The sequence below is a fragment of the Hominilimicola fabiformis genome, assembly GCF_020687385.1.
In the GTDB taxonomy this organism is placed as follows: domain Bacteria; phylum Bacillota; class Clostridia; order UBA1381; family UBA1381; genus Hominilimicola; species Hominilimicola fabiformis.
Map to the genome: position 1 here is coordinate 56,518 of NZ_JAJEQM010000005.1, position 24,475 is coordinate 80,992.

The window sequence follows — 24,475 nt, forward strand, 5'->3', positions numbered from 1 at the left end:
TATGAGAAAAGTTAATACCACAATTAAATATATAGAACCGTATTCAATCGCGGAAGATGCCGGAATTGAAGTCGGGGATAAGCTGATAAGCATTAACGGACACGATTTTCACGATATACTGGAATATCGCTATCTTACAGCCGAATATGAAGTTACTCTTGAAATACTGAAAAAGGACGGTACTACCGAAGTTATAACGGTTGAAAATGATTACGACGACATAGGTATTGAATTTGAAGAGGGACTTATTGACGAGGCACAAAGTTGTCGAAATAAGTGTATATTCTGTTTTATAGATCAGTTGCCTAAGGGTATGCGTGAAACGGTTTATTTTAAAGATGATGATACGAGATTATCGTTTTTGCAGGGAAACTATGTAACGCTTACGAATATGTCAGACGAAGAAATAGACAGACTTATAAAAATGCGTGTTTCGCCGATTAACGTATCGGTTCAGGCAACCAATCCCGAACTTAGATGTAAAATGCTGAATAATCGTTTTGCGGGTAAGTGCTATGACATAATGAAAAAGTTTGCGGCTAATAATATTTATATGAACTGTCAGATAGTGCTTTGTCCCGAAATTAATGACGGCAAGGAACTTGACAGGTCAATATCCGAACTGGCGGCACTGTTCCCAAATGTAAACAGTGTATCAATCGTTCCTGTCGGTCTTACACGCTATCGTGACGGACTTTATCCGCTGAAACCGTTTACAAAGGAAACTTCCGCACAAACAATAAAACAAGTTGAGACTTGGCAGAAAAAACTGTATGATAAACTTGGAACAAGGCTAATTTATCTTTCTGACGAATTTTATTTGAATGCGGAATTGCCTATACCTGACGTAGAAGTGTATGAGGGTTTTCCGCAGCTTGAAAACGGTGTAGGATTGATTGCCAGTATGGCAGAAGAATTTGATTCGGCAATTAAACTTGTGAAAAACAAAAAGTATGACAGAAATGTAACTCTTGTAACAGGTGAGGCGGCGGCATCTTTTATAACGGGTTTGTCGGAACGTCTTATGGAAAAGACAGACGTAAAGATAACTGTTTATGCGATAAAAAATAACTTTTTCGGCGGAGGCGTAAACGTTTCGGGACTTGTCACGGGCGGAGATATAATCGACCAGCTTAAAGACAAGCCTATAGGGGATATAATGCTTATTCCGCACAGTATGCTGAGAGATGAAGACGGGATTTTCCTTGATGATTTGACTGTATCAGACGTTGAAAAAGCGTTGAATGTGAAGATAGAGCCTGTCATAAATGACGGATATGAATTTATTGAGAAAATCTTGGGAGAAGAACTTGAATTTTAAAGGAGAAGAATATGAAACCATTGGTAGCGATAGTCGGCAGACCGAACGTCGGAAAATCGACTTTGTTTAATAAGATAACAGGAAAGAGAATAAGTATAGTAGAGGACACACCGGGTGTAACGCGTGACAGAATTTATTCTGACGCAGTGTGGCTTGACAAGCACTTTACGCTTATCGATACAGGCGGTATCGAGCCTGCGTCAAAGGACGAAATCCTTGTACAAATGCGCCGTCAGGCACAGCTTGCCATTGAAATGGCAGACGTTGTTGTGCTTATGACAAACGTAAAAGACGGTGTTACGGCAAATGACCAGGACGTTGCACAAATGCTTTTAAAGGCGAAGAAAAAGATTGTGCTTGCCGTAAACAAGGTTGACAATACAGGCGATCCGCCGTTTGAATTTTATGAATTTTATAATTTGGGACTTGGCGATCCGATTGCTATTTCATCAACTCACGGTTTGGGTGTAGGTGATTTGCTTGACGAAGTTACTCACTTGTTCCCTGAGGACGCAGATACGTCAGATGACGAGGATGAAATTAAAGTTGCGGTAATCGGTAAACCGAATGCAGGTAAATCGTCGCTTATAAATAAAATTTTAGGTGAGGACAGAGTTATTGTAAGTAACATCGCAGGAACAACGCGTGACGCAATCGACTCACATTACGAAAAGAACGGCGACAAGTATCTGTTTATCGATACCGCCGGTATGAGAAAACGCGGTAAGATTGACGAAAACGTAGAGCGTTACAGTGTTGTACGTTCGCTTGCGGCGGTTGACAGAAGTGACGTGTGCGTTATTATGATTGACGCAAACGAGGGTATTACAGAACAGGACACAAAGGTTGCCGGCTATGCTCACGAGCAGGGTAAGGCTTGTATTTTTGCGGTTAATAAGTGGGATATTGTTTCTAAAGACACAAAGACTATGAAAAACTTTACAATGCGTGTGCGTGAAGAATTTGCGTTTATGTCTTATGCGGAAATTATATTCATCAGTGCAAAGACAGGTCAGAGAGTTGACAAGCTTTTGGAACTTATCAAGAAAGTAAATGAGCAGCACAAGAGAAGAATTACAACCGGTATGCTTAACGACGTCTTAAACGAAGCAATGGCAAAGCAACAGCCGCCGTCAGACAAGGGCAGACGTTTAAAGGTTTACTACGGTACACAGGCTGCAACAGCACCGCCGACATTTATTTTATTCGCAAATTCAAAGGATTTGTTCCACTATTCGTATTTGAGATTTATCGAAAATCAAGTGCGAGAGGCATTTGGTTTTGAGGGAACACCTATAAAGTTTATCGTAAGAGAGAAAAATGAAAAGAAAATGTAATGGGAGATAGTTATGACATATTTAATAATTGCCTTGACGGCAATAATATCATATTTAATCGGTTCGGTTAATTTTTCTATACTGCTTTCAAAAATGCTGAGCGGTAAGGACATCCGTGAAAGTGGTTCGGGAAATGCGGGTGCAACGAATATGTTAAGAACATACGGCAAGAAAATGGGTGTTATAACACTGTTGCTTGACGTGTTAAAAGGCATAGTCGTGATACTTTTATCAAGACTTGTAAAAAATATTGCGGGTACAGATGAAATATATCCTGTTATAAGCTATGTCGCAGGTGTATGCGTAATTCTCGGTCATAATTTTCCGCTTTACTTCGGATTTAAAGGCGGCAAAGGCGTTGCGACTTCGCTGGGCGTTGTGTTAATGCTTGACTGGAAAGTCGGACTTATTGTGGCTGTTGTTGCAATAGCGGTTATGGCAGTAACAAGGTATGTATCGCTCGGTTCAATCTTGGGCGGTGCAATGTACATAGTTATAGAAATCGTTAAAATGATTGTTACAAAGAACGTTGATGTAATTCAGCTTGTGTGCGTTGTTATTATCGGCGGACTTTTAATAGCAAGACATCATGCAAATATAAAGAGATTACTTAGCGGTACGGAAAACAAACTTGGAGCAAAAAAAGGAGAAGTAAAATGAAAATTGCAGTAATTGGCTCAGGCGGTTGGGGAACTGCCATAGCGATACTTTTATCTTCAAGAGGACATAATGTATATTTATGGTCGTGGATACAGGAAGAAACGGACAGACTGAAAAAAGACAGAGAAAACAAAGAATTTTTGCCGGGAGTGAAATTTCCGGATACAATTTATTGCAGTCACGATATGGCTGAATGTACAGACGGAGCGGAGCTTATTATAACAGCCGCACCGTCACCGGCAACGAGAACAACGGCGAAACAGCTTTCACCGCACGTTAAAGAGGGACAGAAAATAGTAAATATATCAAAGGGACTTGAAGAAGGTACACTTTTACGTCTTTCACAGGTGTATAAAGAAGAAATTCCGCAGGCGGATATATCTGTTATGAGCGGTCCGTCACACGCAGAGGAGGTTTCAAGAGGACTTCCTACAACGAATGTTGTTGCGTCGGAGCATATTGATACGGCTAAATTTATTCAAGACGTGTTTATGGGAGATATGTTCAGAGTGTACACTTCAACCGATATAATAGGTGTTGAACTTGGCGGAGCACTTAAAAACGTTATCGCACTTTGTGCGGGAATAAGTGACGGACTTGGTTACGGCGACAATACAAAAGCGGCGCTTATGACAAGAGGTCTTGCTGAAATTGCAAGACTCGGCAAGGCTATGGGTGCAAATGAAAAGACATTTATGGGACTTAGCGGTGTAGGTGATTTGATTGTAACTTGCACAAGTATGCATTCGAGAAACAGACGTGCCGGAATACTTTTGGGTCAAGGCAAGAGTTTAAAGGAAACTTTGGAAAGCGTTCATATGGTTGTTGAGGGTGTAAACACCGCAACGGCGGCATATGAAATGGCACACAAATATAATGTTGAAATGCCTATTGTTGAAGAAGCTTATAATATTTTGTACAATGGCAGAAATGCAAGAGAAGCGGTATTATTGCTTATGACGCGGGAGAAAAGAGAAGAAAAATGAATGTAATCGTAGTAGGCGGCGGTAAGGTCGGAAGAAAGCTTGTAGAGGATTTTAATTATGAGGGCGATGACGTAGTTCTTATTGATATTAAAAGTGAAATCTGCGACCGAATTCAAGATGATTATGATGTAAGGTGCGTATGCGGGAGCGGTACTGACCTTGAAACTTTGCGCGAGGCGGAGGCTAACAAGGCAGACATATTTATTGCCGTTACGGAAAATGACGAATTTAACGCACTTTGCACCGTTATGGCTAAAAAACTCGGTGCGGACAGATGTGTTGCAAGAGTGAGAAACAGAGAATATTTTAAACAGCTTGATTTTATGCGTAACGCTCTCGGAATAAATCTTATAGTAAATCCCGAATACGCAACTGCTTGCGAAATATCGAGAATACTTCGTTTTCCTGCAGCAATCAAAACAGAAACTTTCGCAAAAGGCAGAATTGAACTTATTGAATTTAACATCAGTTCGGATAACGCACTTTGCGGAAAAGCTATTTTTGAGATATACAAAAAGTTTAAGATAAAACTTCTTATATGTGCGGTGCAACGCGGTAATGAGGTGTATATTCCGAACGGTGATTTTGTTATCGAAAGCGGAGATAAACTTCACATAACCGCATCTCACAGAGATGTTGCGAAATTTATGCATGAGATAGGTGTTATAAACACAAAGGTTAAAACCGCAATTATAATCGGCGGCGGAAGAATATCGTTTTATCTTGCGAAACAGCTTCTTGAAAGCGGCATAAGGGTTAAAATTATAGAACACAATATGAACAGATGCAAGGAATTGACCGAGCATTTGCCGAAAGCGGATATTGTGTGTGCCGACGGAACAGATAAGCACGTTCTTGCACAAGAGGGCATTGACAGAGTTGATTCGCTTGTTGCACTGACGGGTATTGACGAAGAAAATATGATTATATCAATGTATTCGCAGTCAAGATTTGTCGATAAGATTGTAACAAAGGTAAACCGTCTTTCATTTGCGGAGCTTATGGAAAACACAGGCGTGTACAGTATCGTTACGCCTAAAAATATAACCGCGAATATTATAATCGGTTATGCAAGAGCTATGAAATCGGCAAAGGATACGGAAATGAGAACTCTTTACCGAATAGTAAACAATAAAGCTGAAGCTATGGAATTCAGAGTTACAAGAGAATCCGAGCTTACTTCAAAGTCACTTTCACAGATTAAGATGAAACGTAATGCTTTGATTGCAGCAATTCTCAGAAATAACAAGATTATGCTGCCGGACGGTGAAAGTAAACTTGAAGTCGGTGATACTGTTGTGATTGTGACAACACATCATATTACCACACTCGGCGATATACTTGCATAGCGGTTACGAAAGGAAAAGATATGAATTATAGGATGATAGCATATTCCGTAGGACGAATACTTGTAGCTGTTGCGGCAACAATGCTTGCACCTTTGGGATTGTCTTTGCTTTACGGTGAGTCAATAGCTTTGGCGTATGTAATACCGATAGTAATATCCGTATTAATCGGACTTTGTGTATCTGCAAAAGCGCCGAAAAATAAAAGCCTTTACGGACGTGACGGAATGTTTATCGTTGCGATAGGATGGATTGTAATATCAATAATCGGTTGTCTGCCGTTTTATATCAGCGGTCAGATACCGAGTTTTGTGGACAGTTTTTTTGAAACGGTGTCAGGTTTTACAACAACCGGTTCATCTATACTTACAAATGTCGAGGCACTTGACAAGAGCTTGCTTTTTTGGCGAAGTTTTACTCATTGGCTCGGCGGTATGGGTGTACTTGCGTTTGCAATGGCGATTTTTTCGTCAAAGGATACAAGAACAACTCATATGATGAGAGCGGAAATGCCGGGACCTGTTGTAGGCAAACTTGCAAGCAGATGGCAGTTTTCGCTTAGAATACTTTACGGAATATATATAGCGCTTACGGTCATTGAATTTGTGCTTTTGCTGTTCGGCGGTATGCCTGTATTTGACAGCTTGCTCCATACGTTCGGCACAGCCGGTACAGGAGGCTTCGGAATAAAGAATAGTTCCGTTGCGTATTATAACAGTGCATATATCGATTATGTTATCGGTATATTTATGATGTTGTTCGGATTGAATTTTAACGTGTATTTCTTGATAATTGCAAGAAAATTCTCACAGATAAAGAGTAATGATGAAGTTAAGTGGTATATAGGAATGATGATAGGTGCAGCGGTAATTATTGCGCTTAATATTATGCCTATGTATCACGGATTTGGCAGAGCGTTCAGATATTCATTCTTCCAAGTGTCGTCAATTATGACAACGACGGGATATTCAACTGCCGACTTTGTGCGTTGGCCTATGCTTTCGCAGATTATACTTGTATTATTGATGGTAGTCGGCGCGTGTGCAGGCTCAACAAGCGGCGGTATGAAAGTTACAAGATTTATTATACTTATGAAAACAGCCACTCACTCAATAAAAAAAGCGGTAAGTCCGCGAAGTGTATTTTCGGTTAAGGTTGACGGCAAAACGGTTGAAAAGAATATCGTAAACGGTGTGTTGGGATATTTCGTTGTATATATGTTGTTTGCGGCTGTGTCAATTCTTCTTATCAGCTTTGATAATAAGGACTTTACAACAACGGTTACTGCCGTAATTGCGACAATGAACAACATTGGTCCGGGATTGGGATTGGTAGGCCCGACAGGAAGTTTTGCCGATTTCTCGGCATTGTCAAAAATAGTGATGTCAATAGGTATGCTTGTAGGCAGACTTGAATTTTATCCGATACTTATATTGTTTTCGCCGTATGCGTGGAAACGAACTTAAAGAGTCTGACGACAGCTCCGAAAATTACATCGGAAGATGTGATTTTTGAGTATTTTTTGGAGAAAGCAAATAAATTATGAATATTATCAGAAAAATTTTATTTCACAAAAGAATAAATACGGCAAGGCGTATTTCGTTTGGATTTGCGTTGATTATCCTTGTAGGAGCATTGCTTTTAATGTTGCCGATTTCATCTAAAGAAAGAGTTGTGACGCCGTTTTTGTCGGCATTGTTTACAACAACGTCCGCAACTTGCGTAACAGGGCTTACGCTTATAAATGTCGGTGCATATTTCAGCTTGTTCGGACAAGCTGTGATACTATTTTTAATTCAGCTCGGCGGTTTGGGATTTATGACGATACTTTGTATTGTGTTTATAGTTTCAAACCGACAAATCGGACTTAGAAACAGAATGCTTATAGCACAGACAATGGGTACGGAAAGCCTTGAGGGAATAGTCAAACTTGCAAAGCACGTTTTGCATATAACGGGAATTATAGAATTGTTGGGCGCGATAGTGCTTTCAATACGTTTTGTACCGAAATACGGATTTTTTAAAGGAATGTGGTTTAGTATATTTCATTCCGTATCGGCATTTTGCAATGCGGGATTTGATATAATCGGTGACGGAAAAAGTATGCTTTCATACAGACACGATCCGCTTGTACTTTGTACGCTTGCGATACTTGTTGCCATAGGCGGATTGGGTTTTATTGTGTGGGAGGATATTATCGCAAAAAAATCGTGGAAAAAACTTAACGTGTATTCAAAAGTAATAATTTTGGCACAGATATTTTTTATTGTCGTGGGTACATTTGTGTATTTCATTCTTGAATACGGCAACATAAATACAATCGGTGCTGAAAGTGTCGGTCAGAAAATATTGGCGTCATTCTTTCAGTCGGTCACAACAAGAACGGCCGGATTTGACGCACTTATACAGAATAATTTAACCGACTTGTCAAAGGCTTGGGGAACGGTGCTTATGATGATAGGCGGCGCTTCAGGCTCGACTGCGGGCGGCGTAAAGCTCGGAACGGCTGTACTTGTAATAATGACTTTGATTTCCGTATTGCGTGGCAAATCTGATGTTGTTATTCACGGCAGAAGAGTTGCTCACACGACTATTCTTCAAGCAATGGCATTGCTTGTATTGTGGCTTGTGCTTGTTGTGGGCGGTTCGGTGCTTATAAGTTATATTGATAATCAAGATTTGATAAATTCGATATACGAAGTGGCGTCGGCATACAGTACGGTCGGTCTTTCGGTCGGTGTATCGGGGAGCGCGTCCACATTTACAAAGATTTTGCTTATTGTATATATGTTCTTCGGCAGAGTGGGCATTATGACGATAAGCGTTGTGTTTATGACTCGCATCAGAAAAACTAATGATATAAGGTATCCGGAATGTAATTTCATTGTCGGATAGCAGAAAGGCTAAGGATTTGTTATGAAAACTTTTACAGTAATAGGATTGGGCAGATTCGGAACATCTGTTGCAACTCAACTTTTTAATATGGGTTATGAAGTGCTTGCGATAGACAAAAATATGGATAAAATAAACGCTATTGCAAATTTGGTAACAAGAGCGGCTTGTACCGATGCAAAAGACGAAAGCTTGTTAAAACAACTTGGAGTGAAAAACTCGGATTGTGCAATCGTGTGTATCGGCGGTGACGATATAACGGACAGCGTACTTACAACTCTTGCACTAAAAGATATGGGAGTTAAGCAGGTTGTCTGTAAAGCAAAGGATAATATGCACAAAACCGTACTGAAAAAAGTCGGTGCGGATAATGTTATAATTCCCGAACAGGAGGCAGGCGTTAAAGCCGCAATAGAACTTGTTTCGGACAGATTGTTTGATATAATCGAATTGTCGGACGAATACAGTATTGTGGACGCTGTTGTACCGAACACATGGATAGGCAAGAGCATTATGGAATTGTCTGTTCGTAAAAAATATAACGTAAATATTGTTGCGATAAAGAGTAATAACGGCGGTAAGGTGAATATTTCACCTGAACCCGAATACAAATTTAAAGATACCGATATTGTTGTGCTTGTAGGAGATACCGAGTCGATAAACAGATTGGAAAGTATATAAAAGACTGTATATAAAAAGTATTGCTGAAAATGCAATACTTTTTTTGTTTGTTTTAAATAAGAAAGTAATGAATTATATATGAAAAACTTACAAAGAATAAAAATATCAAAAAAACTATTGACAAAAGTTTAACAATCTCGTATAATAGTGTTGTAAAGATTGATAAATAAATAACGATAAAAATTTATCAATCTAAATAAACAAAGTCAATAATAAAAATTCGGAAGATTTCATACTATGTCAAAACAGAGTCTTCTGTAAAAACATCTTATCAGCCTACAATAAGATGTAAAGAAAAACTAACAACCCGTAGGCAGAAAGGCTATGGAATTATTATGGCAGAGATTAACGTAAATGAAATGATTGACGGCTACGTTGCAAAAGCACAAAAAGCTTTGAACGAATTTATGGCACTTAATCAAGAACAGATTGACGCAATCGTAAAGGCAATGACTCTTGCAGGTCTTGACAAGCATATGGAGCTTGCAAAGATGGCTGTTGAGGAAACAGGCAGAGGCGTGTATGAGGACAAAATAACAAAGAATATGTTTGCAACAGAATATGTTTATCATTCAATCAAGAATGAAAAAACAGTCGGCGTTATTGCTGAAAACGACCTTGAAGATTACGAAATTATAGCAGAGCCTGTAGGCGTTGTATGTGGTGTTACACCTGTTACAAACCCTACATCGACAACAATGTTTAAGTCTTTGATTTCCGTTAAGTCAAGAAACCCTATTATTTTCGGTTTTCACCCGGGTGCTCAAAAATGCAGTGCGGCGGCTGCCAAGATAGTTCTTGACGCGGCAGTTGCGGCAGGTGCGCCTGAAAACTGTATACAGTGGATTGAATACCCATCAATCGAGGCAACAAACGCACTTATGAATCATCCGGGTGTTGCAACAGTTCTTGCAACAGGCGGCAGCGGAATGGTTAAGGCGGCATACTCAACAGGTAAGCCTGCACTTGGCGTCGGTCCGGGTAACGTACCTTGCTACATTCATAAGAGTGCTGACCTTGAACAAGCGGTTAACGACCTTATCCTTTCAAAAACATTCGACAACGGTATGATTTGTGCGTCTGAACAAGCCGCAATCGTAGATAAGGCAATCGCACCAAAATTTGAAAAACTTATGAAGAAATACGGCTGCTACTTTGCAAAGCCTGATGAAATTAAAAAGCTTAGTGATTACTGCATCGACAGTGAAAAGGGTGCTGTAAACCCTGTAATTGTAGGTAAGCCTGCAACATGGATTGCGGAGCAAGCGGGAGTGAAAGTTCCTGAGGGTACGAAAATTCTTCTTGCAAAACTTGACGGCGTAGGTCCTGAATATCCACTTTCAAGAGAAAAGTTGAGTCCGGTACTTGCATACTTTATCGTTGATTCAACAGAAGAAGGAATCGACAGAGCAGAAGAAATGGTTATGTTCCACGGTATGGGACACTCGGCTGTTATTCACGCAAATGATGAAGATGTAATTCAAAAGTATGCTGCAACAATGAAAGCAAGCCGTCTTATCGTAAATTCACCGTCATCACACGGTGCAATCGGTGACATTTATAATACAAATATGCCGTCACTTACACTTGGTTGCGGTAGCTACGGCGGTAACAGTGTCAGCGGTAACGTTACAACGGTGAACCTTATAAATCAGAAGAGAGTGGCTAAGAGGAGAGTAAATATGCAGTGGTTTAAAGTTCCGGATAAGATTTATTTTGAGCATAATTCAATTCAGTACCTTGAAAAAATGCCGAATATCACTCGTGCATTTATCGTAACAGACCCGGGTATGGTTTCTCTTGGTTATGTGGATAAGATTTTGTATTACCTAAGAAAGAGAACGGAGCACGTTCATTGTGAAATTTTCTCAGATGTAGAGCCTGACCCGTCAATCGAAACAGTAAAACGCGGTGCACAGATGATGGACGAATTTAAGCCAGACGTAATTATCGCACTTGGCGGAGGCAGTGCAATGGACGCCGCAAAAGGTATGTGGCTGTTCTATGAACACCCTGATGTAGACTTTAATTCACTTAGACTTCGTTTCCTTGATATAAGAAAACGTGCGTTTAAGTTCCCTAAGATGGGTAATAAGGCACAACTTGTAGCTATTCCGACAACTTCCGGTACAGGTAGTGAAGTAACAAGTTTTGCGGTTATTTCGGATAAGAAGAATAATATGAAATATCCTCTTGCAGACTACGAACTAACACCGAATATTGCGATTATCGACCCGCAGTTTGTAATGTCACTTCCGAAATCAGCAACTGCCGACACAGGTCTTGACGTGCTTACACACGCACTTGAGGCATATGTATCTGTAATGGCGTCGGATTACACAGACGGTCTTGCAATGAAAGCTATTCAGCTTGTATTCAAGTATCTTCCGAGAGCATACAAGAACGGTGCTGAGGACGCAGAGGCAAGAGAAAAAATGCACAATGCAAGTTGTATGGCAGGTATGGCATTTACAAACGCATTCTTGGGACTAAATCACTCAATCGCTCATAAAATCGGCGGTGAGTATCACGTTCCTCACGGCAGAGCAAATGCAGTATTGTTGCCGCACGTAATTAAGTATAATGCGTCAATACCTTCAAAGTTTGTGTCATTCCCTAAGTATAAGAAGTTCATCGCAGATGAAAAGTATGCTGAAATCGCAGCATTCTTGGGACTTCCTGCAAAAACAACAGAGGAGGGCGTACAGAGCCTTATAAATGCGGTTATAGACCTTATGAAAGAAGTTAATGAGCCGTTGTCATTCTCTGAATGCGGAATTGATGAAGAAACTTATATGAGAAATGTTCCTGACATTGCAAACAAGGCTTTTGAGGATCAGTGTACAACTGCAAATCCGAAGTTGCCGCTTGTTAAGGAAATTGAACAGATTATGATAGACGCTTATAAAGGTGTAAACTAATTGTTGAAATTTATCGGAAATAGGTATATAATTGATTTCGGAATATAAAGTTCTGTATTCCATAATCAATCAACGGGGGGTTACCGAAAGGTAGCCCCTTTTCCTTTTTACTCAAAATAACGTAATGTCAGAATTTGTTGTGAAACGAAAAAATAATGAAAATGTCATATAAAAGCACTCATTTTATGTTATAATATAAATAATTAATTTAATCGGCATATAATAAATTAGGAAGGAGCGATTTTAAAATGGAAGAAGTATTTGATAAAATAAAGGAACACGCAAACAAAGCTAAGGACAGCGCGGTGCAGGTGACAAAAACAGTCATTGAGAAAACAAACAACATAGTAAACCAAACAAAATTAAAGTTTTCAATAAGCGAAACGAAAAGCAAAATTAAGGACATCTATACCGAAATCGGTAAGTCTGTATATGAAAATTATAAATCAACAGGCGAAGTGATTGACGATATGGAAGAAAAGTTCGGTAAAATCGACGCTATGACGGAGGAAGTTAACGAGCTTAAAGAACAGCTTTATCAGCTTAAAGAAAACGTAAAGTGTCCGAAATGCGGTGCGTATAATCATTCTGATGATGTGTACTGCTCAAAGTGCGGTGAAAGAATTTACAACGTAAATTCAGACGATACAGACAGTTATGACGATGATGAAGTTGTTATAATAAATGCTAAAAAACCTGAAACAGAAGAGGATTAATTATATGTCCGGTAGATTTGATAAGTTTTTTGATTATGCCTATGAAAAGGGCAGAGATATTGCTAAGAAATTTCACGGAAATAAGGGTGACAAGATGGATAAAAAGGGAATGAACATAGAATCATATGACGGTCAGGACGCTTTTTACACAGGCACTGACGAGGAATATGAAGAATTTTTGAAAAATGTCGATGTAAAAACAGATAATGATGCCGACGCAGAGCCTGTTGAAAACACTCAAAGAATTAATTTGAACGAAACGATTAATATTCAAAGTGTTATCGATAAATTCAAGAAAAAAGCCGGTGACATTGAAAACGGTGCAAGAAAGTTTAAAGACACGGTTGTAAGCAAGGTTGATGAATTTAAAGCTAAAAAAGAAGCCGAAAATACAACTGAGGCTGAAAACGAAAAAGAAGAAAAAAAGAAAGATAATTCTTTTGAAAAGGTTGTAAAAACGGCAGAGGATATTAAGGAAGATATTAAAAATGCCGTTGACGAAAGCGGTATAAAGGAAAAAGTTAAGAATACCGTTAAAAATTCGGTTGAAAAGATTGACAATAAGCTTGATAACATTCGCGAAAGCGTTGTTTCTGTATCTGAAATGTCAGACAGATTTGATGATGTTGAAAGCAAAATTCAAAATGTGTCAGAGGATATTGACGGCTTGAAATCGAAGATTAAAGATATTTCGGAAAAGTTGAATATTATTGATGTTCAAGATAACGAAAGAATGAAAGAACATAAGGATAATTATTCCGAGATTAAAAATTCGGTTGATGAAATAGCGAAAAGTGTTTCGGAAGTTAAACAAGCATTTAATTCGATTTCAAAACTTAATGACAGTGTGTTCGATTTGAAGAATACACAACTTAATACAAAAAATACAATTTCAGAACTTGAATCGAGTTTTGTAAAACTTAAAAAGAAATGCGTTCTCGGTGTAACCGTGCTTAGCATTTTAAGTGCGATTGTGATTGTGCTTGAAGTTGTATTAATGCTTTCATAAAATAGAATGATACCTGAAAAGATCATAAGTAAATTATGGTCTTTTTTGATAGAAAAATTATGGTCTTTTTGTAAACAATTTTTTAAATCTATTGACATAAACGTCAATAAGGAATATACTAATATGTGTTGTATGTGTTAAACATATAACGAATATAACGACTTATCTGCCCGCTGATAAGCGTTAGAATATAATAATTGTGGGCAGAAAGGCTATGGAATATAATTATGAATTTTGGCAGATTTGGAAAAATAGCAAGTGTATCATTGATTGGTGCAATGCTGCTTGCAGGTTGTTCGGGAAACGGTCAAACTGTTATGAAAATAGGCGATACCAATATTACGGAAGGTGCGGTTAATTTCTTTGCAAATTACGGAATGGGTACAGAGGACGTAGACGCCGCAGTTGATAATCTAAAGAAAGAATATCTTCTAAAAGAAGTTGCAAAGGCAATGGATATAACTCTAACCGACGATGAGGCTAAACAAGTTAAAAGCACTATTTCAAATTTTAAGGCTCAACAGGGCGGTAAAAAAGCCGGCGATAAGTTGCTTAAAAAGTACGGTGTTGATGATGATATAATTGAAACAATTATTTCGGCATCAACATATTCACAGCAGGTAATGGATCAGCTTGACGTTGCAGAACCGACAGATGATGAAGTTAAGCAGTATTTCGTAGATAATTATTTAAGAGCAAAGCATATTCTTATTTCAACAAAGGATATGACGACAGGTGCAGATCTTGATGAAGACAAGCTTGCAGAGGCTGAAAAGAAAGCAAACGAAATTCTTGAAAGAGCAAAGAACGGTGAAGATTTCGATGCACTTATAAAGGAATACAATGAAGACCCGGGTATGGAATCAAATCAAGACGGATACTTCTTTACAGACGGTGAAATGGTTTCTGAATTTGAAGATGCGACAAAGTCAATCGAGCCGGGCGAAATTACAATGTGTAAATCAGATTACGGTTATCACATCATAAAAAGATTACCGATAGACGAATCGGATTCAAAGTTCGGTGAGTATTTGGAAAACAATAAATCAGCAGTTCAGTCGGCAGTTACTTCAAAGAAACAAGAAGAGGCTCTTGAAAAGAAAGCTGAAGAATTGGGTATCAAGGTAGAGGTAAACCAAGATAAGATTGATAAAATGGTTATTCAGCCAAAGGATACGCCGGAACTTACAACAGAGGCGGAACCTACAACAGAGGCTAAATAAAATGACAAATCAAGCAAGTCTGTTATAAAAACAGACTTGCTTTTTTAATCTTTTTTCGTACAAAAGTCTTGACTAATGTCAAAAAGTATGGTATAATTCCATATGTTGTTGACAAGTATGCCGATGTGGCGGAACTGGCAGACGCCCGGGACTTAAAATCCCGTGGGAAGAAATTCCCGTACCGGTTCGACCCCGGTCATCGGCACCAAATGACTTAGAACTTTGTTCTAAGTCATTTTTTGTTGAAAAAATATAATATTAATTAGTGAAATAATATTGTAATACAAAACAAAATATGATAAAATAAAACTGATGGGCGGTATTTCGGAAGAAAATTGCACCTGACATTTAGTGCGTTGCGGTGATATTATCGGAGGTGATAATATAAACGCAATAGGATTTATCGGAGCGGGAAAATGCGGTATGAGTCTGGCTTACTATTTCAGAAGCAAGGGCGTAAATGTAATCGGTTTCTCGTCACGAAGTAACAATACGGAAGATTTTGAGCTTTACAGCCGTGAAAAGCTTATAAATAATAGTGACATAATTTTTATAACTACAAATGATGATAATATCCAAACGATTTGGAACAAAATCAAGGATATGAATTTAAAAGAGAAAATTATATGTCATTGCAGCGGCTCTGTGTCAAGTGAAATTTTTAAAGGTGCAGACAGTGAAAATGTTTGCAGTGTTCATCCGATGCTGGCATTTAACAGCAAGCATACGTCATTAAATGCAATATCAAACGCTTTTTTTACTGTCGAAGGCGGCGGAAAAGCAGTTGATACTGTTTCAGAAATTCTTTCATTATGCGGTAACAGATTTAAGATTATTACACCGGAAAATAAAGCCAAATACCATGCGGCGGCGTGTTTTGCGTCAAATTTTGTCGTATCGGTTTGCTATAAGGCAACGGAGCTTTTACAGGAGTGCGGTTTTTCAAAGTCGGAAAGCGAGAGTGCACTGTCAACACTGATGAAGTGCAATATGGACAATATACTTAAAGTCGGTTGTGAAAAAGCAATCACAGGACCTGCGGCAAGAGGGGACATGGCGACTGTTGAAAAACATATTGAAGTGCTTGATGAAAGAACAAGAGAGTTATACAAAGAACTGACAAATGTTATATTTGATATGAAAAACGGAGGAATAGAATGAAAAACACAACAGTAACCTTTAAAAATAAGAAAACTGACGGTGAAAAAATTACAATGCTTACAGCTTATGATTACACAACGGCAAAACTTGAGGACGAGGCAGGCGTTGATTCAATACTTGTAGGCGATTCGCTTGGTATGGTTATTATGGGATATGACAGTACATTGTCTGTGACAATGGAAGATATGATACATCACAGTAAAATCGTTGCAAGAGGTGCAAAAAATGCACTTGTCGTAACAGATATGCCGTTTATGTCGTATCAAACATCTGTGTATGACGCAGTTGTGAACGCAGGCAGACTCATAAAAGAAGGTCATGCCGATGCGGTTAAACTTGAGGGCGGAGTTAAATTTGAGGAACATATAAGAAAAATCGTAGACGCGTCTATTCCTGTTGTCGGTCATATCGGAATGACGCCTCAATCGGTCAACTCGTTCGGCGGCTTTAAGGTTCAGGGCAAAAATATAGATGACGCAAAACGAATTATAGATGATGCAAAAGCGGTTGAAAGAGCCGGCGCATTTGCGGTTGTTTTGGAATGTGTACCGACACCGCTTGCAACATACATAACGGAAATTCTTTCAATTCCTACAATAGGAATCGGTGCGGGCAACGGCTGTGACGGTCAAGTGCTTGTATATCAGGATATGCTTGGAATGTATTCCGATTTTACACCGAAGTTTGTAAAGAAATACGGTGAATTGGGCGAGAGTATGAAAAATTGCTTTAAGCAATATTGCAGCGAAGTGAAAAACGGTACATTCCCAAAAGAGGAAAATTCGTTTAAAATGAGTGAAGAAGTTATGAAACAAATAACGGAGGAAGAATAAAATGCAGATAGTAAAAACAATAGATGAAGTAAGGAAAACAGTTAAAGCATGGAAAAAAGAAGGGCTTACGGTTGGTCTTGTCCCTACAATGGGTTATCTTCACGAAGGACATAAAAGCCTTATAGAGCGCGCGGTAAAGGAAAATGACAGAGTTGTTGTAAGCGATTTTGTAAATCCTACACAGTTCGGTCCTAACGAGGATTTTGAAAGTTATCCGAGAGATATTAATGCGGACGCGAAACTTTGCGAAAGTGCGGGTGCGTCAATTATATTTAATCCTGAAGCTGATGAAATGTATGACAATGCACTTACATTTGTTGATATGAACAAGATTACAAAGGTACTTTGCGGTAAAACAAGACCTATTCATTTTTCCGGTGTGTGTACTGTTGTAAGTAAGCTGTTCAATATCGTTCAGCCTGACAGAGCGTATTTCGGTCAAAAGGACGCGCAACAGTTGTGCGTAATAAAGAAGATGGTTAAGGACTTGAACTTTGATATTGAAATAGTCGGTTGTCCTATAATTCGTGAAAATGACGGCTTGGCAAAGAGTTCAAGAAACACATATCTAAACGCAGACGAACGCAAGGCGGCACTATGCCTTTCACGTTCGCTTGAAATCGGCAAGAAGATGATTGCAGACGGCGAAACAGACGTAAAGACAATTATTTTGGCAATCAAAGCGGAGATTGGAAAAGAACCTCTTGCAAAGATTGACTATGTGGAAATGGTTGACTTCAATCAGCTTGAAACACTTGAAAAAGTACAAAAGCCGCTCCTTTGTGCAATGGCGGTATATATAGGAAAAACACGTTTAATAGATAATTTTATAATGGAGTAAGGAGAAAATAAGCAATGGAATTAACAATGCTTAAAGGTAAGATACATCGTGCAACTGTTACACAGGCAGAACTTGATTATGTCGGAAGTATAACGATTGATACGGCACTTTTGAAAGCGTCCGGTATACTTGAATATGAAAAGGTGCAGATAGTTGACGTAAACAACGGTCAGCGCTTTGAAACGTATACAATAGCCGGAGAAGAAAATTCGGGCGTTATATGCCTTAACGGTGCGGCGGCAAGGTGTGTTCAAAAGGGTGATAAAGTTATTATTATGGCATACTGCAATATGACGGCGGACGAGGCAAAAGAACACAGACCGACAGTTGTATTTGTTGACGACAACAATAAGGTGTCGCAAATCACGCAGTATGAAAAACACGGAGAAATAAAGTAATCTTTGCATAATTGGAGGGATATATATGAATTTGCATACATTTATAAAGAAGTCAAAGGATTATATTTCCTGTTTCGTAAAATACGGTGCGGCGGTAATTGTCGCACCTTTTGCGAAAAATAAAGAAAAGTATAAGGATTTATGGCTTATAGCGGAGCGTGGAATTGACGCAAGGGATAATGCGTATTATTTGTTCAAGTACATTACCGCAAATCATCCCGAAATCAATATTGCTTACGCAATAACGAAAGATTCCGCTGACAGAGAACGTGTGGAAAAACTCGGCAGAATTATAAATCATAACAGTTTTGAACATTACATTTCGCTTGTGCTGTCAAAAGTAAAAATCAGTACACATATTATGGGTTACACACCGTATATAGATTTTTTTGTTAAGGCTGATAAAAAAGGTATTATAAAGGGCAAAAAGATATTTTTACAGCACGGTATCATCAAGGATAACCTTACATATTTGTATAACAATAATGTGAATTTGGATTTGTTTGTGTGTTCGGCAAAGCCTGAATACGAGTATGTCAATAGTTTGTACGGATATAAGGATAACGTTGTGCAAATGCTTGGTTTGTGCCGTTATGACGCACTGTATAAAAATGAACAGCCGACCAAAAAAGTTTTGCTTATGCCGACTTGGCGATACAATCTTCAAGGGGCTGACAAAAAAGAATTTGTAAAAAGCGAATATTACAAGGTGTATTCAAATTTTCTTGCAAATGAAAAATTGAAAAACGTTCTTGAAAAATACAATTATGAATTGCTTTTCTATCCTCATATTGAGTTTCAGAGATTTATTGATACATTTAAAGGCGGCGAGCGAGTTAAGATTGTTACGTTCAATGACAGTACGGTGCAAAATTTACTTATTAAATCGGACGTTCTTATAACCGATTTTTCAAGCGTGTTTTTTGATTACGGATATATGGAAAAACCTATGATTTTCTATCAGTTTGACAAAGAGTCATTCAGACAACAGCATTACGAAGAAGGTTATTTTGACTATGACCGTGACGGTTTCGGTGAAATTTTGTATGATGAAAATGACGTTATAGACGAACTTGACAGAATACTTGAAAACGGTTGCGTGCTTGATGATAAGTACAGAAAAAGAATTGATAAATTCTTTACACTTAGAGATGAAAATAATTCACAGCGAAATTTTGAGGCTATAAAAGAAATTTGCGACAGAGGTTGAGTATGAAAAAAGTAAGTATCATAATTCCCGTATACAATATGGAAGATTGGGTTGAAAGCGGAATTAAGTGTATAACGGAACAGACATATGAAAATCTTGAAATTATAATAATTGATGATGGTTCAAAAGACGGAAGTTATATGAAATGCCTTGCCGAGGCGGATAAGGACAGACGTATTGCGGTATTCGGCAAAAACAACGAAGGACCAGGTGCGGCAAGAAATCTTGCACTGAGAAAGGCAACGGGCGATTATATATATTTTTTTGATATAGACGATTATCTTGAAAAAAATGCGATAGAAAAATTTGTTCATTATATGGAAAATGAAAATACCGACCTTGTTGTATGCAGTTTTTCTATGTTTGACGGTGAAAAGGTTTTCCGCACTGTCAAAAAGGCTGACGGACTTAAACGTACAGGCGGAGATGCACGAAAAGATTATTATGAGCATATGTTTATGTACGGCGAACGCGGTATTCAAGGGGCGGCTTGGTTTAAGCTGTACAAGACCGATATAATCAGAAAAAACGGCATTGAGTTTCCTAAGCTCAGAAAGAGTGAGGACGATGTTTTTGTCGCAAGGTATGTAAACTGTATAGACAGTTTTTATATGACAGGCGATGTGCTTTGCAGATACTATGTAAACTCATATAAAAGATTTTGGGATAAGTATCGCTTTGATATTTTTGATACGTCAAGACAGTCTACAATGTACGTTAAGGACATTGTTTTAAGTTGGAACAGAAATAACAAAGATGTTTTGCAGAGAATTTATGACGATTATTTTCATAAAACATTCGGAAGTTTCTGCTTTTTGTTTAATCCGAACTTGAAATTAAACCGCAAGGCAAGGTATGCGAGGTTAAAAGAAATAACGGATATTTTTATGGACGATATATCTTGTGACGGTATAGAAATAAACCATCCGATTTTTAAGTGTATGAAAAAGAAAAATTACAGAGCGATTTATGTAAGAATTGTGCTTCATATTTGGAAACATAAATTCGACTGAATTTGACACAAGCTATTGACTAAAGAATAAAACAGTGGTACTATTTTATAGTGCCACTTTATTGATGTATAAATTAAGGGGAGAGAATTTTGAATCAGAAAGAACGTCTTGAAATGATCAGAAGAAAGCGTTTGCGTGAACAACGCAGACGTAAAATTTTAATTCGCAGAGTGTTTGTATTTGCAGTTGCAATTATAATTGCAGCTCTTGTTATATTCGCAATTAAAGGGTGCGTGTCGTCCGTATCGCAAAGGGCTGAGCAGAAAAGACAGGAGGAGCTTGCGGCTATGTCAACGCAGACGCCGACAACTGCACCGGCACAAAAATCAAATTCATCGGATATTGACCAAAATTATTATCAAAATTCGGCGTTCATCGGTAATTCGTTCGTAGACGGAATGATGAATTACAGCCTTGTAGAAGGTGTGGATTATTTTGCGAGAATCGGTTTGAATGTCAATGACGCAATGACGAAATCCACGTCAACGGGTACAGTGCCTGTTATCGAAGAACTTAACAACGGCAAGCAGTACAATAAAATATTTATGATATTCGGTGAAAACGAACTTGGTTGGGCTAATTCGGATACATTTGTAGAGCAGTACGGTGCACTTATTGACAAAGCAAAGTCATATCAGAGTACGGCAAAAATATATTTGCTTGCGATAACCCCGGTAACCAAAGAGGTATCGGACAATAACGTGGATAATACAAATAACGAGCAGATAGTTAAATACAATGAATTGATAAAGAAACTTGCCGAGAGCAAAGGTGTTGTCTATGCGGACGTATACAGTGCCGTTGTAGGAGAGGACGGCAATTTGCCTGACGGAGTGGCGAGTGACGGTATTCATTTCGGAGAAGATTATTATAAAAAGTGCTTGGTTTATATACAAAATAATATACAATAATCAGAAGAGAGGATATATTGAGATGAAAAAATTAGTTTTTGGTTTGGCGGCAGTTATGATGTGCGTATCGCTTGCAGGCTGCGGAGGTAAGGCTGTTGATATAAATGAGCTTGCGTCGGCATTGTCGAGTGACGGTAAATTTGCGGAACAGCTTACGGAGGTTTCATCGGATATTGCTGAAAAGAGATATATGATTTCAGACGGCGAAGTTGAAGAATGTGTGTCATATACAGGTACACCGGCGGTTGTTGATGAAATTACAATATTTAAAACATCAGATACGGAATCTGTGAAAGAAAAAGCCGAACAACATATTGAAACACAAAAAACAACATACACAAGCTATGCACCGAATGAAGTGTCAAAGCTTGACGACTGCGTTGTTGAAACTGTCGGCGATTACGTTATCGTATGCGTAAGCGAGGACTCATCAAGCGTACAGAGCATAATTGACCAATATACAAAATAATTTGAAAGGGTGTAGGTAGTGTACTTTTCAAGTTTATTATTTTTGTTCGTGTTTCTGCCGATAGTTTTGGCGGTATACTATATTCTGCCGAGAAAATTCAGAAATGCATTTTTACTCTTGGCCAATCTTATATTTTACGGTTGGGGAGAGCCTGTTTTTATTTTAATAATGATTGTTTCTGTCGTGTCGAATTATATATTCGGACTGCTGATAGAAAAATACTGTGATAACCAAAAACGTAAAAAAACGTTTTTGGTTTTGTCGCTTGTAATTAGTTTAGGACTTTTGGCAGTGTTTAAATATACGGGATTTGTGACTGATATATTGAGAGCAATTCCGCCGTTTAGCTTTATGCCGAAAATCAATTTACCGTTGCCGATAGGAATTTCATTCTATACATTTCAGACGTTATCGTATACGATTGATGTTTACAGAGGGGACACTAAAGCACAAAAAAGCTTTGTGTCTTTCGGAACGTATGTTTCATTTTTCCCACAGCTAATAGCAGGACCGATTGTAAGATATACAGACATTGCGAAAATGCTTGATGAAAGACGTGAAAACATATCGCAGTTTGCTGACGGTATAAAGTTGTTTGCAGTTGGGTTGGCGAAGAAAGTTCTTATCGCAAATCAAATGGGTGTACTTTGGGATACAATCAGAGGAACATCGTCAAACGGCATAGTCGGTGCGTGGATTGGCATAATTTCATATGCGTTTCAGATATATTTTGACTTTTCGGGATATTCCGATATGGCTTGCGGACTGGGTAAAATGTTCGGTTTTGAATTTATGAAAAACTTTAATTATCCGTATGTTTCAAAGACGATAACTGAGTTTTGGCGCAGATGGCATATTTCGCTTAGTTCATGGTTTCGCGACTATGTTTATATTCCGCTCGGCGGCAACAGGTGCAAATTACCGCGTGTGATTTTTAATTTGTTTGCGGTTTGGGCATTGACAGGATTATGGCATGGTGCAAATTTTAATTTTATTGCGTGGGGAATTTATTATTTTGTTATCCTTGTGCTTGAAAAATATGTGTACGGCAAATATCTTGAAAAATTGCCGTCTTTGCTAAAACACATATACGCATTGTTTTTAATACTTCTCGGTTGGACAATTTTCTATTTTGAAGATTTCGGACAATTTGCGACGTATTTGACAAGTATGTTTACGTTGAAAAACGGTATTATCGGCGGTGATACGCTCAGTACAATACTTATGTATTTGCCGATTTTGATTGTGACGGCAATGGCGTCACTTCCGATATGGAAGAACACGTATTTGAAATTAAAGGATAAAAAGTATATGGGCGTGTTGGAAATTGCATTTTGTGCGGTTGTGATTGTGCTTTGTACGGCGTCACTGGTAAATCAAAGCTATAATCCGTTCCTGTATTTCCGTTTCTAAGGGGTGATATAATGGCTAAAAAAAGAGATATATTGCTTACAGTATTGTTTTGCGGATTTATAGGTGCAATGGCGGCGCTTACCGCGTTTTTGCCGAAACAAGAGGTTTCGGTGAACGAAAAACGAACACTTGCAAAATTCCCTGAATTCAGTGTACAAAAATTGTTTAACGGAAAATGGGAAAAGGATTTTGAAACATATATTTCAGACCACTTTCCCGCAAGAAATTTCTTTGCGTCAACCGATTCATATTATATGCTTTATTCGGGACGTAACGGCTCAAATGGGGTATATAAAGGAAAAGACGGGTATATTATTAACACACCTGTAAAGTGTGATGAAGAGAAATTAAATGCAAATATAACAGCGATAAATAATTTCGTGAAAAATACGGGTATCGAAACAAAACTTATTGTTGTACCGTCAACGGGATATATAATGTCGGAAGAACTTCCGAAAGTTCATACCGAATATAATGACGGCGAAATAATCGACGATATAAAAAACAGGGCAGAGAACGCAGAATTTATTGATATACGCGATACTCTGACCGAAAACAAGGACAAGCAGATTTATTATAAAACCGACCACCACTGGACAAGTTACGGTGCGTATTTGGCATATAAAAAGTGGGCGGAAAGTGAAAATATTGAAGTTCGCAGTGATTATGATATTGAAAGTACAGACGGATTTTTCGGCACGACTTATTCAAAAAGTGCATTGTGGTACGAAAAATCTGACAGTATAGAAACGTGGGAATATCCGATTAATGTTACGGTGACGATTAATGACGGCTTTGAAGATGAGGTTTGTGACAATATGTTTTTTAAAGAACATCTCGAAGAACTTGATAAATACCCGGTGTTCCTTGACGGAAATCATAATTTTGAAAGGATTGTGAATAACGATAATGAGGACGGTAAGAAAGTGCTTGTGATAAAAGACAGCTATGCACATTGTTTCGTGCCGTTTATGGCTGAAAATTGTTTGCAGATTGATATGGTGGACTTGAGATATTATCTTAATAATGTATCTGCATTGACGGAGCAGAACAGCTATGACGAGGTGCTTATGCTTTACGGAATAAGCAATATGTGTGAAGCAAACGATTTGGCGATACTTCAATAATAAATAG

The 24,475-nt window shown here is 38.3% G+C and carries 22 protein-coding genes and 1 tRNA gene; all 23 read left to right on the forward strand.

Going from position 1 to position 24,475, the window contains the following annotated elements; all coding sequences use genetic code 11:
- Position 1: 1 nt before the first annotated feature.
- On the forward strand, positions 2–1,321 hold the full coding sequence (locus LKE05_RS04710; protein WP_308456110.1) for a DUF512 domain-containing protein: 1,320 nt from the start codon (positions 2–4) through the stop codon (positions 1,319–1,321).
- Between the two features lie 11 nt (positions 1,322–1,332).
- Positions 1,333–2,658, forward strand: a complete 1,326-nt coding sequence (gene der / locus LKE05_RS04715; protein ID WP_022230761.1) for a ribosome biogenesis GTPase Der — start codon at positions 1,333–1,335, stop codon at positions 2,656–2,658.
- 12 nt (positions 2,659–2,670) lie between these two features.
- On the forward strand, positions 2,671–3,318 hold the full coding sequence (plsY, locus tag LKE05_RS04720; RefSeq protein WP_308456111.1) for a glycerol-3-phosphate 1-O-acyltransferase PlsY: 648 nt from the start codon (positions 2,671–2,673) through the stop codon (positions 3,316–3,318).
- Positions 3,315–4,304, forward strand: coding sequence for an NAD(P)H-dependent glycerol-3-phosphate dehydrogenase (locus LKE05_RS04725; RefSeq protein WP_147513688.1), 990 nt, complete (start codon positions 3,315–3,317; stop codon positions 4,302–4,304). Before plsY ends, LKE05_RS04725 begins: the two co-directional genes overlap by 4 nt.
- A complete protein-coding gene (trkA, locus tag LKE05_RS04730) occupies positions 4,301–5,653 on the forward strand; it encodes a Trk system potassium transporter TrkA (protein ID WP_308456112.1) in 1,353 nt (450 codons plus the stop codon). The genes LKE05_RS04725 and trkA overlap by 4 nt, the downstream gene beginning before the upstream one ends.
- Positions 5,654–5,673: 20 nt before the next feature.
- Positions 5,674–7,116 carry a TrkH family potassium uptake protein gene (locus LKE05_RS04735; protein WP_308456113.1) on the forward strand — a complete coding sequence of 481 codons (1,443 nt, stop codon included), beginning with the start codon at positions 5,674–5,676 and terminating at the stop codon, positions 7,114–7,116.
- A 76-nt stretch (positions 7,117–7,192) separates the two neighbouring features.
- Positions 7,193–8,545: a TrkH family potassium uptake protein gene (locus LKE05_RS04740; protein WP_308456114.1), complete on the forward strand. Its 1,353-nt coding sequence runs from the start codon at positions 7,193–7,195 to the stop codon at positions 8,543–8,545.
- Between the two features lie 21 nt (positions 8,546–8,566).
- A complete protein-coding gene (locus LKE05_RS04745) occupies positions 8,567–9,223 on the forward strand; it encodes a potassium channel family protein (protein ID WP_022230767.1) in 657 nt (218 codons plus the stop codon).
- 335 nt (positions 9,224–9,558) lie between these two features.
- Complete coding sequence (gene adhE / locus LKE05_RS04750) at positions 9,559–12,144, forward strand: bifunctional acetaldehyde-CoA/alcohol dehydrogenase (protein WP_147513693.1); 2,586 nt, start codon at positions 9,559–9,561, stop codon at positions 12,142–12,144.
- Between the two features lie 248 nt (positions 12,145–12,392).
- Positions 12,393–12,860 carry a zinc ribbon domain-containing protein gene (locus tag LKE05_RS04755; RefSeq protein ID WP_117968888.1) on the forward strand — a complete coding sequence of 156 codons (468 nt, stop codon included), beginning with the start codon at positions 12,393–12,395 and terminating at the stop codon, positions 12,858–12,860.
- Positions 12,861–12,864: 4 nt separating this feature from the next.
- Positions 12,865–13,869 carry a hypothetical protein gene (locus tag LKE05_RS04760; protein ID WP_117968889.1) on the forward strand — a complete coding sequence of 335 codons (1,005 nt, stop codon included), beginning with the start codon at positions 12,865–12,867 and terminating at the stop codon, positions 13,867–13,869.
- 227 nt (positions 13,870–14,096) lie between these two features.
- A complete protein-coding gene (locus LKE05_RS04765) occupies positions 14,097–15,092 on the forward strand; it encodes a foldase protein PrsA (protein ID WP_308456115.1) in 996 nt (331 codons plus the stop codon).
- 119 nt (positions 15,093–15,211) lie between these two features.
- A tRNA-Leu gene (locus LKE05_RS04770) sits at positions 15,212–15,300 on the forward strand.
- 143 nt (positions 15,301–15,443) lie between these two features.
- Positions 15,444–16,253 (forward strand): Rossmann-like and DUF2520 domain-containing protein, encoded by an 810-nt coding sequence (locus tag LKE05_RS04775; protein ID WP_308456116.1) that lies wholly within the window; start codon positions 15,444–15,446, stop codon positions 16,251–16,253.
- Complete coding sequence (gene panB / locus LKE05_RS04780; protein ID WP_308456117.1) at positions 16,250–17,086, forward strand: 3-methyl-2-oxobutanoate hydroxymethyltransferase; 837 nt, start codon at positions 16,250–16,252, stop codon at positions 17,084–17,086. Before LKE05_RS04775 ends, panB begins: the two co-directional genes overlap by 4 nt.
- 1 nt (position 17,087) lies before the next feature.
- Positions 17,088–17,927 (forward strand): pantoate--beta-alanine ligase, encoded by an 840-nt coding sequence (panC, locus tag LKE05_RS04785; RefSeq protein WP_022230777.1) that lies wholly within the window; start codon positions 17,088–17,090, stop codon positions 17,925–17,927.
- A 14-nt stretch (positions 17,928–17,941) separates the two neighbouring features.
- Positions 17,942–18,325, forward strand: a complete 384-nt coding sequence (panD, locus tag LKE05_RS04790; protein WP_022230778.1) for an aspartate 1-decarboxylase — start codon at positions 17,942–17,944, stop codon at positions 18,323–18,325.
- 25 nt (positions 18,326–18,350) lie between these two features.
- Positions 18,351–19,535, forward strand: a complete 1,185-nt coding sequence (locus tag LKE05_RS04795) for a CDP-glycerol glycerophosphotransferase family protein (RefSeq protein ID WP_308456118.1) — start codon at positions 18,351–18,353, stop codon at positions 19,533–19,535.
- A gap of 2 nt (positions 19,536–19,537) precedes the next feature.
- Entirely contained in the window at positions 19,538–20,548 is a 1,011-nt protein-coding gene (locus tag LKE05_RS04800; RefSeq protein WP_308456119.1) for a glycosyltransferase family 2 protein, read from the forward strand.
- Between the two features lie 89 nt (positions 20,549–20,637).
- Positions 20,638–21,459 carry a GDSL-type esterase/lipase family protein gene (locus tag LKE05_RS04805; RefSeq protein ID WP_308456120.1) on the forward strand — a complete coding sequence of 274 codons (822 nt, stop codon included), beginning with the start codon at positions 20,638–20,640 and terminating at the stop codon, positions 21,457–21,459.
- Between the two features lie 22 nt (positions 21,460–21,481).
- Complete coding sequence (locus tag LKE05_RS04810; RefSeq protein ID WP_147364917.1) at positions 21,482–21,928, forward strand: DUF4358 domain-containing protein; 447 nt, start codon at positions 21,482–21,484, stop codon at positions 21,926–21,928.
- An 18-nt stretch (positions 21,929–21,946) separates the two neighbouring features.
- The gene (locus LKE05_RS04815) at positions 21,947–23,341 is read left to right on the forward strand and encodes an MBOAT family O-acyltransferase (protein WP_308456121.1); all 1,395 of its coding nucleotides are present in this window, start codon (positions 21,947–21,949) and stop codon (positions 23,339–23,341) included.
- 11 nt (positions 23,342–23,352) lie between these two features.
- Entirely contained in the window at positions 23,353–24,468 is a 1,116-nt protein-coding gene (locus tag LKE05_RS04820) for a DHHW family protein (protein ID WP_022230784.1), read from the forward strand.
- The last annotated feature ends 7 nt before the right edge of the window (positions 24,469–24,475 follow it).